Below are 12716 nucleotides of genomic sequence, written 5' to 3' on the forward strand. Positions count from 1 at the left end.
AAGAACTGCATTGAAACTGATTAATTGTTTGACCTTAGGGTGGGATTAAAGTTCCGTTTCAATTGTTACCCCTCTGTAGGGTTGTCCAGCCTGCTGTTTACCTCGCTCCCACGCAGAGCGAGGCTGTCGCAAAACTGTTCATTCTCGTCATTCCCGACTTCATTCTCGTCATTCCCGACTTCATTCTCGTCATTCCCGACTTCATTCTCGTCATTCCCGACTTCATTCTCGTCATTCCCGACTTCATTCTCGTCATTCCCGACTTCATTCTCGTCATTCCCGACTTCATTCTCGTCATTCCCGACCTCATTCTCGTCATTCCCGACCTCATTCTCGTCATTCCCGCGAAGGCGGGAATCCACACTGACTCACCACAAGAACCATTCTGCCCGGTGCCCCCTCTGGCCTTGTCATCCCCGAGAAGGCAGAGATCCACCGTTGGCGCTGGATTCCCGCCTTCGCGGGAATGACGACCTCAGAGCATGGGGACGAGTTGTTGGAGTTTTGCGACACCCTCCTTCGCGGGAATGACGACCTCAGAGCATGGGGACGAGTTGTTGGAGTTTTGCGACACCCTCCTTCGCGGGAATGACGACCTCAGGGCATGGGAACGAGTTGTTGGGCTTTTGCGACAGCCTCCTTCGCGGGAATGACGACCTCAGAGCATGGGAGCGAGCTTTAGGAGTTTTGCGACAGCCTCAGAGCGTGGGAACGAGTTGAAAATTGTCTCCTACAGACCAGGAAATCACCGATCTCGAATAACTCAACATGACCAAACGGTTATCAGGTATCCAGGGCGTTACACAGCGAATTCAGATTGACGCTGTTCAAAAACTCTTCGGCAATTTTTGTCAGCTCGTCGGATTTGAGAACCAGAGCATTACTGGCATTGTGTGCCTGTCGTAAGTTGGCATCCTTAATGGTTTTCTCAGACCACTTTCCGTTATCCGTTTCAGACATCATGGTGTAAAGCTCTTCTGGTGAGGAGGGGTCATGAGCGCCATAGTTGCCTCTATAGCCCTCGTCCCAAACGAAAGCATCGGTCCAACAATACGTTAAACTACCGCCTTTCGAGTGTGTCAATCCATACAGATAATGACTGAAGGCCTGTTGAATGGCTCGCACGCATTTGTCTTTTAAATTATCCACAAGGGTTTGCTCCCCCGTTGACATCTCAAGGGACTCCATAGCGGCTTTGTACCTCACGTATATATCATTTCGTTTTCTCTTTACCTCAAGACGTACTTCGTCTCTCCTCTTTTCACATTCTTCACTTTCCCGGGGAACAGGGAGTTCCCTCAGCATTTTTTCGTGCTCAGCATGTAATTGTTCTGAATTGAGGCGTCGTTCTTCCTCGATTGCCTTATATCGATTGATTTTTTCCAATAACGGCTGCCAAACCCGGCTGTTCTCAACTTTTTGTTGAAACAGAGCTTCGGCTTTTTTATTTACCACTGTGTCGCACCAGAAAGGTTTCCCCATGATAATCACCGGACGGTGGTTCGCCTTGCCCGAGCTTAACTTCGCAAATGCTGGATTGTGCACCAGCATTCGTTCTATGTTCGGAATGCCCTCAGGTTCATCCGTCCAGGCGACCTCTAAAGACAAGTCAGCAATTTTATTCGCAAAGAGTGACGAAAACCCATCATGACTGTGAGTGATGAAAAAGTGACAGGTATCCTCTTTTTTCTCTCGTAAGCGTTTATAAAACAATTGCCACGCCCGGCTGTTTTTTTCCCTGGACAAGAACTCCTGATACCATTTTTTCAGGCAATGGGCGGCCTCAACCTTCAGTTCATCGACCTTTTCCAGACGCACCAATAGCTCATGAAGTGCATAGGGCAGTGAAGAGTGGTTCTTATTGGTTGGCAGTGGATCCAGCCAACCCGACTCCATGGCTTCACGAGCAAAGTGAATAATCGAAGGTTTGGTCAGGTCGCTGTCTTCCAGTATTTCCACTATTAATCTCAACCACTGCTGAGGGTTTGCTCCGGCCTGAGCAATCATTTTTGAATGGATTGACTTGAGTGATTCAGTGACCTGATCTTCCTCACTGTTGGACAATAGTTGTTTGACTGTCTCTAACATCGATTTATAAATATGCCAATCTTTGCTAGTGAAAGTATGGCCCCATGGGTTCTCGAAATAGCTCAGTGCGTTCGTCCCCAGCGACTCTATCATCGAGACGCCCATGGAAAAGCCGGTTAAATCATTTCTCTCCCAGAGATTCCTTATTAAATTGGAGAAACTCAGATTCGGTTCTGGCCATGCACTTTGCGCATCAAGGGCTTTTTTCAGTTTCTTGAGGCTCATAACACAAGCTTTAGCCAAAGCTCGCTGTTGTGCTGAATCAGCACCTTTCAGGAAATCTTTCAGGAAACGCTTAATATTCCTTGACACAGTGCCGGGATCATCGACCCTCCTTGTGGGCTGAAATTTATAGGTGATTTCTGTTGACTCTGTTGCTGCCCCGCTCAAATTCACCGATTCCCAGGTTTGGCCTCCATCCGGGGAATACTCGGCAAAGCTGTGGACAAAGTTCTTGATTTGCCGACATGGGATCCCGAAATAACGACAAAGAGCAACAAAAACAGGCACACGATGACGACAGCTACCTTGCCGCTGTGTCACCAGGAATCGGAAGAAATTGGTTTTGCCCTTTTCTGGTTCAGCCTCACCTGAAAACTGTTGGCAATACTCCGTGATTGCCTGAATGCGCTGTGTCATGCCTTGAGCGTTTGCTATTTTCCGCAAAGGCTCCTGTATTTCGGATGCTTGTTGGTCAATGGTGGTAAACACTCCGTCCAGTACTTTTTTCATCTCTTCTGAACAGCGGTTGTCACGCCATATTGATCGTTCTGTTCGGGCTTTTTTAGCCGATGTTTTTCTGTCCGGTACTCTGGGTTCTACGACATAAGTCACCCGAATAGTCTGTTTGGCTCTGGCCTCAGGAACGTACAGTGTGTGAAGTCCGGTATATCGACCCCTGACCAGGGTAAATGACAAATCGGGATAGATACGCAGGGCCATGATACAGTCATCAGGCGTCAGGCTGGGTAATGCAAACTGGCCATTCTTCGATGGCTGTTTAAGGGTCGCCAGCGTTTGATTGCTGGCAAGTATCACTTCCCGGCCGCGCCCCGGCAACCGGTCAGGCGTGAGGGTTTCTGCCCTCTGCCTGTCTCGATCATTAATCTCGATCAGTTTGATGTTACCCTCAGCAGTCACATCAATATCCACTACCCTGCAGCGGTACAAATCGGAAGGAATCTCCTCCGTATCAAAAACTTTGTAGTCTGTCTCTTTTGGTTTCTCCAGGTTCTCGTAGTTCGTTTCGCAGTCCAGTTTCGGAGAATATTTTCCCCGGACTTGTGGGATGCATTGTTCAGAATCTTCATCCCAGAGGCTCGGCTGACCACTTATCTGAAGCCAGAACGCAGGCCACAATTGAACGGCATCGGAGTTCCATTGGCTTATCTGCTGATCAGCCTCCTGAAGACAAGGCTGGGAAGCCGACATTTTCAGCGTTTGTTCCTCTTCTTCCGTCATGGGAAATACGCTATTGGCGTCCACACCCGACTGGCCAAACTCACGATTAAACCAGCATTGCTGCCAGTGTCTGTACAGTACCCGGTTGAGAATATCGTGCGACACATTCGGGTCCAGGGAAAGACCGGATGCCTGCCACCTGCTCTGGGCCAGCCTCTTGATAACTTCTGTTTTGGCGTCCTCCTTATCCAGAAGGTCATCAATACGAATTTCATGACGTTTTTCATTAATGCTGTTGCAATCACTTTGTCGTATCAACCACGGACGATCAATGCTCGATACCGTTTGGTAGAACCATTCACTCAACTCACGATCAGGCGCTCCTCTACCCATGGCAGGAGCCGATGGTAGCAGTAGCTCCAGTGATATATTGGCGGCCATCAGGTAAAGCCGGTAGTACTGATTGAGGCATTGATGAAGTGCTTTATCGCTAAAATCACCCCCTTTGTTAACAGCTCTGGCGACATTCTGCAGATCAAGACTGGTCGGCTGCAAGGGCAGTTTTCTATCTTGCAGGTAAGCCCTTAAACGACAATGTTGCTTAGTCAGGCGTTTAGCCATGATTTTTCCCTCCGGGTCCTGTGGCAACACTTTTTCGACAATGGTCTGCAATTCTTCCGGGTTGTACTGCCGGATGGGCAAGTGCCGGAAACGCCCTTTCAGCGCCGGTGATAAGGGTTTTCGCCCGCTGTACTCAGGCGGGTTGATGGTGGCAAACAGATGGAAACCCGGATGGGCGTCACCGGCCAGAATATCGTTCAACTCACCTTCCAGATGTTGGCTATCGATAAGATTCATTTCCGAAATTACCACGATGCCGCCTTTAATCTTTGCCGTCTGTATCTTTTCGCACAGTTTGTCCCAGGAACAATCACAGGCATTCAGGTAAAAGACTTTCGGCATCAATTCTTGCCGTTGTTCAGCCTGCTGTTTAACGCTTTCAATCACCAGGTTCAGCGTGGCATCCTTGCCCCGTCCGGCCGGACCTTCAATCAGTGTCGCCTGACGGCCGCCGTGTTTTATTTTGCGATGATAAGCCTGCTGACAGCGGTTTAAATCCTGTCCAAGCTGTTGCACCAGTTCACGGACTGCCGAGCCGGAGGTATCAAAGTCTGGTCGGATTTTTTCGGTGACTGTTCTGAAGGTCTGTTGCATATCCCGCAGGGTGTGTTCATGAACTCTGTCGCTCAGGGTGTTCTCCGGTTGGTAACGGGCAGCAAACCAGATTTCCAGTGCCGACAGGGCATCCTGATGCGTTTCGGTGATTTCCGGCCCCAGTACGTCCCGAAAACTATGTTGGATCAGACTGTTTATTTGCCCACAGGTAACACTGCCGCGGGCGGGCAGGGCACGATCCAGATACCAGCCCACCCAACTGCAGATATCGGTCAAATCCCTGGGGGTAAACTCATGGTCGGGCAAGAGTTCCTGATAATATTGCCAGAGCGCCATCACACTGTTAGTGGCACTGTGTGCAATGTCGTTTATTTGCTGCTCCGGCAGATGCCGTTGTAAATGATTGGCCAGAGCCGGTTCCACCACCCTGTCCCTAAGGAATGCCTGGTCCAGGCGAGGGTAGTAAGCTCTGGGCAGTTTCTCTTTCAGGGCCGGGTCCATTTGACGCCCGGAGTAATGATCCGGGTTACCGGTGAGAATCACCCGGTGTTTTGCGCTGACCTTGACAGGATGGCCATTCACATAGATGCAGGGTTCTGGTTCCCATAAGCCGTTCAATGATGCCAGCAATCCGGCTTTGGCCAGATTGGCTTCATCCAGAACCAGGGTAATGTATTCTCCTTCTTTGTTGGATTCAGTATTGGCCCATTCCATCAATGCCCGGTTTTGCTGCGCCATAGAGCGATCGCCATCGGCGTGTTGTTGCCACTGCCAGCGTTTCATCAGGGTCTGTTCGCTGTCAGAGGGTCCCAGAGAAATGACCGCAGCCTGTCCTGAAGCCTTCGCCATTTTGGCGGAAAAGTAACTTTTCCCGGTGCTGGTTTCCCCCTGCAGGAAGATAACGGGAGAGTCCGAAAACCGGTCATGGAGTCGGGATAAGCGACGACTTTCACGATCCTTCTGGTTCATTGATCCGTGATAAAGATCCCGGGCCAGTGCTGGCAATGGGTTATCAGCGGATCCCGTCCATACCAGTGATTCAGCCAGTCGATGTTCTATGCGTTCAATGCCTTCTGCCTCAGAATTCGCTGTTCTGGCCCTATGAAAGCAATCAGTAGCCAGGGCGTGAATGGCGTCGGATCGGGTCTGCCCTGATAGCAAAGATAACTGCCAGCCACAAGCCAGTGCATCTTGCAAGCGTTTAATCTGCCTTGCTGGCCTGATGGCCAGCGATTGCCAGGGCTTTGCTGCCGCCGGACTTATTTCCAACTGATACGCTATAGCATCTCGTTGTTGTTCGGGCACATGAGCCAGGATTATGGCAGAGAGCCTGTCGAAAAAGTCTGCTCCACCCCACTCTGGAAAGGGACTTTTATAGGACAGTTTTAATTCATTACCTTTAAATACTGCCGGGTCAAAAGCTCTGGCCAGTGGCCACAGGTTCTGTTCCACAAACACTCTATCCAATGGCAGGGCACTGTTGATGATGGCGTTTAACCGATCCGGGTCTACCGAGGCGGTATGATCCTCATCCGGTTTCTCATCGGCATCCGGCGTCTTGTCCGGTAACAAGTGCCAGCAGGCCACTTTCATAAAATCCCGTACTGATGGGTTCTGTCGGGTGCCATGGGTGATGACGCTATCGATGGCCTTACGCCAGTGGCGGGGTAAAAGCTGTAAGGACTGGTCAACCTGCTGCGCCCGCCGGGCAGCCAGTATCAGGTTATTCAACAACCCTTCGGTCATTTCAGGCAAAGGGTTACAAAGGTTGGCGGGTACGGTTGCAAATGCTCTGTAAAGTGAGTGAAGTGCCTGTTCTGGCAGCTCAGCCCGGGAGATTTCATGCCTGACGGCATTGATCTCCCAGAGATCGACTTCAGGACAGGGCTCACCCGTGGCAATCATCGAATGAAATACTGAAGATGGGCTTTTCGCAGACTCAGGCCAGAGCAATGTTATACGAGCCTGTGGATAGACCTGTAACTGGCCGTTCACCAGCAGAGGTTGCCCGACTACCAGAGGTTCCAGAAGCTGCTGAAGCGTTGGATTACTTTCCAGCCCTCTGAATACCACCGGCTTGCCAGTGGTCAATGCCTCCTGCAACTGACTCTGACGGCGTCCAAAATACGCCTTTTGTTCCGAGGTGATATGGATATTATCAAAGAGCTCGCTGAAGCTGGTCTGTTCATTGATCTGGATGACCAAAGGGGCTGGCTGATGATAATTGATCCAGCGACTCGCCTGGGCGTGCTGCTGATAAGTGACGAATTTAAAGGTGGCGTGATCTCCGGTTTTTTCCTTTGGGCTGGACAGAGGATGCTGATCATTTTCTGTCAATCTCAGGGCTTTCGGCTGCTGTTTCCAATGGGCCAGCTGAAGTCGGGGCTCCAGGCCGGTCGTCTCGCGAATCCTCTGCAATGAACCCAGCAAACGCAACCAGAGTGCCTCAGTGAGGGGAGACGTCACGGTGACGACACCACCGGACCGAACCTGTTCCAGCAGGCAGGTATTGGGTACTGCGTAGCCTTCTGGGGCGATGGCAATCGGGTTCAGCCATTGGGCAATATTGCTTTGGTTAATGATGATCGGGGTTCGTGGTGCCTGCTCTTTATCAAGTTCTTTGTCACCTTCTTTGTCATCTTGCTTTTCAAGAGAGTCGGACAGTCTATGGAACAGGGAATGAAGCTCGTCATCCGCTACCGGCATCTGATAAAACTGAACATTGTCGGGTAACTGGCAGATCCTCCCATTGCTCTCAAAGCTCTGCTGCGCCAGCATCTGGCGAAGCGTCTGTTCAAAGGCCAGATCCTGCCAGTCAGCCCCTTTCAGAATCACCCGTTGTCCGGCCCTCAATGACTCAAGGCTGCCGGGGATGTGCCGGATCCGTCCCTGTTTGTTCACTCCGGGGGCGCCCATCAGCAACTGTCGCCAGTTGCTGTGCAAGTGACAGTCAACAAGAACGGTATTGTCGTCATCCATAGCACTTTCGGCAGAGGAGAGTTCAGTCAATAGCGGAGGAACTTTGACCGGGATATTGCCGGTCTTTGGTTCAGACTGCCAGGTGTTTCCTGGTCGATTAATTCGCCGCCAGAAATCAGCCCCCGGTGCGCCGGCCACCGACGCTTCGTTGTGCTTGTCAACCGATGCCAGCTGCTCAGGGTCTGCCACCACCAGCAGAGAAACATGTGCGCCCAGAGGGCGTTTCTCCTGACTGACTTTGTCGTACAGACAGGGGTTATTCGGGTCCAGTAAATCGTTAAATTTGGGCAGTTCTTCGCTGCTGAGATTTCGGATATCCAGCACCAGAGTGAATGGTTGTGAACCTTCAAACAGTTTGCCCGGATAAAGAGTGTGACGACCATCGTCAGAAATGCTCAAGCGGCTCACCAGATTAGCCTGTGAGAGGTCATCGGGGTGGGAAATAAGGGTGACATCCCGATGGTCATCGCAGGTCTGGGCAACCAAAAGCTGTCGTACCTCATCATCACTGGTGACAAAACGAAAATCGAAGGCATGAGGGGCCTTGCAGACTGGGGAATCCGCTGAGGATACGGCTCTCACCTTATCAGGCAAGGTCACCGAAGGTGGCGATAGAGTCAGTTTGGAATTTACTTCCGGACAAATCTTTGCAATCTCTGACGATAAATCCAGATTTTCTCTCTTGGCTGGTACGCCATTTTCAATAACAGGGTTTTTTCTTTTTTCGCCAATCTGACCATCCATAGTCAATCTCCCTCCTGACATCTGAAGGACTGCGTTGAGATTCTTATCTGTTTAGACCTGTAAGGTGTGATTAAAGTTCCATTTTAACTGTTACCCCTCTGTAGGTTTGTCCAGCCTGCTGTTCGGCTGCACTGAATCGGGTGCTCAGTTAATGTTTCCATTCCCGCGAAGGAGGTCGTTTCAGGTTAACAACTCGTTCCCACGCTCTGTGGGTGTCGCAAAACTCTCTCCAGCGTGGGAACGAGTTGACTCCCCTCATTCCCGGCTTCATTCTCGTCATTCCCGGCTTCATTCTCGTCATTCCCGGCTTCATTCTCGTCATTCCCGGCTTCATTCTCGTCATTCCCGGCTTCATTCTCGTCATTCCCGGCTTCATTCTCGTCATTCCCGGCTTCATTCTCGTCATTCCCGACTTCATTCTCGTCATTCCCGACTTCATTCTCGTCATTCCCGACTTCATTCTCGTCATTCCCGACTTCATTCTCGTCATTCCCGCGAAGGCGGGAATCCACACTGACTCACCACAAGAACCATTCTGCCCGGTGCCCCCCCTGGCCTTGTCATCCCCGAGAAGGCAGAGATCCACCGTTGGCGCTGGATTCCCGCCTTCGCGGGAATGACGACCTCAGACATGGGAACGAGTTATTGGGCTTTTGCGACAGCCTCCTTCGCGGGAATGACGACCTCAGAGCATGGGAACGAGTTATTGGGCTTTTGCGACAGCCTCCTTCGCGGGAATGACGACCTCAGAGCATGGGAACGAGCTGTTGGAGTTTTGCAACACCCTCGCTCTGCGTGGGAATGCATATCTCCCCTGAAAAGCGTACTCTGCAGCGCGAGATAGGTATGGGCTCCCAAGCTGGAGCATGGGAACCAGAGTTTTGCGACAGCCTCGAAGGAGGTCGTTTCAGGTCGACGGCGAACTTTATACAAGTTTTATTGTCATAAATTTTATTGTCATAAATAGGAGAGGTACTTTATTTATGCGTTAGCGATTAAATCATGGATGAACATTAGTATGGTAGGGTGTGTCAGAATGTTAAATGCTAATTTTGGTGACTCAAAGCTCCAAATCCCGACAACGAATCCAAACCAGGATACCTGGTCTGGCAGTCCAACCAATCGGTCTGAAAGTGAATCCAAAGAGACATTTTGATCCTGGTGGCGTTCCAGCCATCCAAACGCATTTAGCCAAGCGTCTCTGTCGTTTGTCTGTTCCAGATCAGGTAGGCACACTCCGGGAACAACTTGGGGGCAAGGGAATGTTTTTGCAGCGGATGAAGGACGCCGGTCTGAATGTTCCACCGTTTAAATGTGTGACCACCCAGGTCGTGAATGCGCTTGAACAACACCCTCTGAATCCTCGTTCTTTAGCTCGTTATCTTCCCGATATCGCCTACGAGCCGGGTGCGCAGGCCAGTCTGGCGCACATCAAGGAATACCTTAATACTTTGTCATCTTCAGACGTCAAAAGAACCGGGGTGCTGAAGGGGCTGGCGGAATTTATTGCCAGTGATGACTTTTACCAGCAGATTAAAGAGTCTGAAGCGGCCCAACAAATCAGGGATCTGCGTCATCAGTTGGACAAACCCTCCCTATCAAAACCGGTTATCGTCCGCAGTTCTGGCATCAACGAAGATAATTACGGCGACGCCCAGGCGGGCAAATACCTCTCTTTAGTTCAGGAAGAAGACGATGTTCTGCGAACCTGTCTCAAGGTCACGGCTTCAGGCTACCACCCTGAAGTCTGTCCCGCAGGCGTACCACAACCCATGGCACTGATCATCCAGGAGTGTATTGACTGTCAATACGGCGGGGTCATCATGAGCTTTAAATCTTTTCGGGATGGTACCATCGGGGTTGAGTTCACCCGCGGTCAACCCAGAGGTGTGGTTGCAGGGCGGTCCGGTAATACGCCTCACCGCATCGATATTTCTGACCAGGAAGGCCCTGACAGCTATCAATATTTTCCCGGTACGATCTCAAGTCATTTTGTCCTGCGCAAAAGCACTAACGGCTATTCAGAAACCAGAATTGAAAATGCAGACACTCATAAAGACGACGTTAGTCATATAGTTAATGATAAAATGGTTTCAGATATCAGGAAGATGGTGACAACGCTGGAAAGCCTACTGCTCTGCCCCGTGGATGCGGAGTTCGCCATTAATCCTGAGGGTGTCCCGTTCCTGTTGCAGGTGCGTCCTGTTACCCAACTCTCTGGCGATATGGACTTTACCATGCCCATGCCCAAAGAGACCATTGCTATTGGTGCGGGTGTCAGCGAAGGCTTTTGCACCGGATCACTTTGGCTGGCCAGACGACCAGAGGCAGACTCTATGCCGGATGGAGCCATCGTCGTAGCTGACCACATTGAAGACTGGATGCTTGAGCCTGAGTTCCTGAAACGGGTTGGCGGTTTTGTCATTGCCAAAGGAGGATTCAATGCTCATGTGGCGATCCTTATGAAACAGGAACAAAAAACTTTGATGCTGGCCGGTGATCAGTTTCAAGCGGTGTCTGTTCAGGCCGGCCAACAGGCGACACTGGTCTGCGCTTGCTTTAATGATGAGCCTGGTGCCTTTATTGTTGCCGGTGATCTTAGCGGAAAACTGGCCAGTTGCAGAAAGCTGTCCTCAGCTGTTCCTGATGTGTCGTTAGCCAAAGCCGTCCCCTCACGGGATGATTTATCCTTTCCTGAAGGCACATTCCTTGAGGTTGCCAGCGGTTTCAAATAGCTCACGGATCAAAATGCCCGCCTGCTGGCATTATTTGCCCCCGGTGCCGGACTGGATGGTCTGGCCAACCCGGTAAAACTGAGCATGTCACCACAAGGATCCAGAATACTGGCAGAGACTGAAGACAGCGTAAATCGGCTGGTTTATGGGGCCGAAGCCCTGTTGCAGGGTTACCGGGCCTTCTTAGAGCTGGCGGGTGAGAAAGGTTCACCCGAGGTTCAGTTATTGCGGGATGAATTGCCACTACTGATCAGCCGCTTCGAGACTTTGCAAAAGACCATCCAATCAGGGCTGGAGCGAATCATTCTGCCCATGCACGCTGCTGAAGAAGGGCGGCTATCCCCGGGTATCTTTCGTCAATGGCTGGCCGATTGCCATAAGTTACAATCCGATCTTCAAGCTCTCAACCCCAAGCAAGCTGAGCAGGTCCGAAGTGTCCATGAGCTGATTTTTGCCCTGCATCAGCGCTTTGTAAACGCACTGGCACCGGTCACTCTGGCTTCGGGCCAGGGCAGGATATCTTCGGAAAAGAAAATCACCTATGTCGATTGCACGACCTCGGGTGGCTCGGTAGAAAAAGCTCCACTGCTGAGGCCGTCCGACAAAGCATTCATCGAAGAAGCAGGAAAATCAGGGACTGTCGTCAGTACGGATGATGCCTTGATTGTTAACCTGAAACTTGGAACTCATATGAGCGTTATCGAGCTACTTGAACAGGCAGATGGGGGGAAAGGACGAACCCTGCGGCTGAAATTATCTGACGAATTTAATAAGCCTGATAAAGGATTTAAATCCGGCAAGTTAAAGCGTATGTGGTTTCTGGCACAATTTCTAAAAGCGATCGAACTGGATGAAAACTCTGACCCCATGAAGATAAGTTGCAACGCCGTAGCGGGTGAAATAACCATTGAATGCCCGCAAATGAAATCACGTAAGACCATGCAGAATGCCTTTGAACAACTGCTCATTGTGATAAATGGTATGTTTTGTCTGGATACACGCCTTGGAGAGATAGCCATTTTTGGAAGAGATCAGTGGGACTTTAATGTACTTGCACAACATCTTAATTGCGATGTTACGACAGAAGCTGACAGATTCGCCTTTCAACACAGCCTTTTCTCAATCTTTTATGTTCACTCTCTTCGCAGTATTCCTCCTTGCTACAAGTTATTAAGCAACCACCAACAGTTTATTCATCATGCTCATCGGTTGGGAGTGTGTCATTCTTTAATATCCTTCAAGAAAGAATCGAAGGGTAGTTTTCGGGAAATGTTTATGAGCGATGAGATGAGTGAGGATATCCGCAGGGAAATCTTACAGCATCTTGTATTGTTAAACCCTAAAAGGGCTACACGATTGTACGAGGATGTCTACCCCGATTTAAAAGATAAATACTTTGTTATCACCCCAACACACGACTACAAGCCAGAATTTGTTGTTGAACCCGTTGAGCCCTATAGGGATCATAATGAACAATTCGCGCAAACCCTGCTGAAGCATGGACTGAAATATGCCAGCAAACGGGCTCGGCGCGATTACTGCTACTTGGGGATTCGTGACCATTCCCTCGAAAAACGCATCATGACCAAATAG

7 protein-coding genes are annotated in these 12716 nt (G+C 50.3%); 6 read left to right on the plus strand and 1 reads right to left on the minus strand.

Features of this window, described 5'->3' with window-relative positions:
* Window positions 1-62: 62 nt before the first annotated feature.
* Window positions 63-470 carry a hypothetical protein gene (locus tag P6910_RS04150; RefSeq protein ID WP_317145025.1) on the plus strand — a complete coding sequence of 136 codons (408 nt, stop codon included), beginning with the start codon at window positions 63-65 and terminating at the stop codon, window positions 468-470.
* A 12-nt stretch (window positions 471-482) separates the two neighbouring features.
* A complete protein-coding gene (locus P6910_RS04155; protein ID WP_317145026.1) occupies window positions 483-653 on the plus strand; it encodes a hypothetical protein in 171 nt (56 codons plus the stop codon).
* A 130-nt stretch (window positions 654-783) separates the two neighbouring features.
* On the opposite strand, the gene P6910_RS04160 is transcribed toward P6910_RS04155, so the two are convergent.
* Window positions 784-8388 (minus strand): AAA family ATPase, encoded by a 7605-nt coding sequence (locus P6910_RS04160; RefSeq protein WP_317145027.1) that lies wholly within the window; start codon window positions 8386-8388, stop codon window positions 784-786.
* A 212-nt stretch (window positions 8389-8600) separates the two neighbouring features.
* Between P6910_RS04160 and P6910_RS04165 the strand changes: the two genes are divergently transcribed.
* The 4 genes from P6910_RS04165 (at window position 8601) to P6910_RS04180 (ending at window position 12716) form a co-directional block, all read left to right on the plus strand.
* Window positions 8601-9008: a hypothetical protein gene (locus P6910_RS04165; protein WP_317145028.1), complete on the plus strand. Its 408-nt coding sequence runs from the start codon at window positions 8601-8603 to the stop codon at window positions 9006-9008.
* Complete coding sequence (locus P6910_RS04170; RefSeq protein WP_317145029.1) at window positions 8977-9129, plus strand: hypothetical protein; 153 nt, start codon at window positions 8977-8979, stop codon at window positions 9127-9129. The genes P6910_RS04165 and P6910_RS04170 overlap by 32 nt, the downstream gene beginning before the upstream one ends.
* Window positions 9130-9443: 314 nt before the next feature.
* Window positions 9444-11123 (plus strand): PEP/pyruvate-binding domain-containing protein, encoded by a 1680-nt coding sequence (locus P6910_RS04175; protein ID WP_317145030.1) that lies wholly within the window; start codon window positions 9444-9446, stop codon window positions 11121-11123.
* 84 nt (window positions 11124-11207) lie between these two features.
* Window positions 11208-12716, plus strand: a complete 1509-nt coding sequence (locus tag P6910_RS04180; RefSeq protein ID WP_317145031.1) for a hypothetical protein — start codon at window positions 11208-11210, stop codon at window positions 12714-12716.

Source organism: Endozoicomonas sp. 8E, assembly GCF_032883915.1.
Classification (GTDB): Bacteria; Pseudomonadota; Gammaproteobacteria; order Pseudomonadales; family Endozoicomonadaceae; genus Endozoicomonas_A.

Excerpts from the sequence above, each read along its gene's own strand:
- P6910_RS04155 (WP_317145026.1), top strand. The coding sequence starts at position 483 with ATGGGGACGAGTTGTTGGAGTTTTGCGACACCCTCCTTCGCGGGAATG.
- P6910_RS04180 (WP_317145031.1), top strand. The coding sequence starts at position 11,208 with ATGTCACCACAAGGATCCAGAATACTGGCAGAGACTGAAGACAGCGTA.
- P6910_RS04160 (WP_317145027.1), bottom strand. The coding sequence starts at position 8,388 with ATGGATGGTCAGATTGGCGAAAAAAGAAAAAACCCTGTTATTGAAAAT.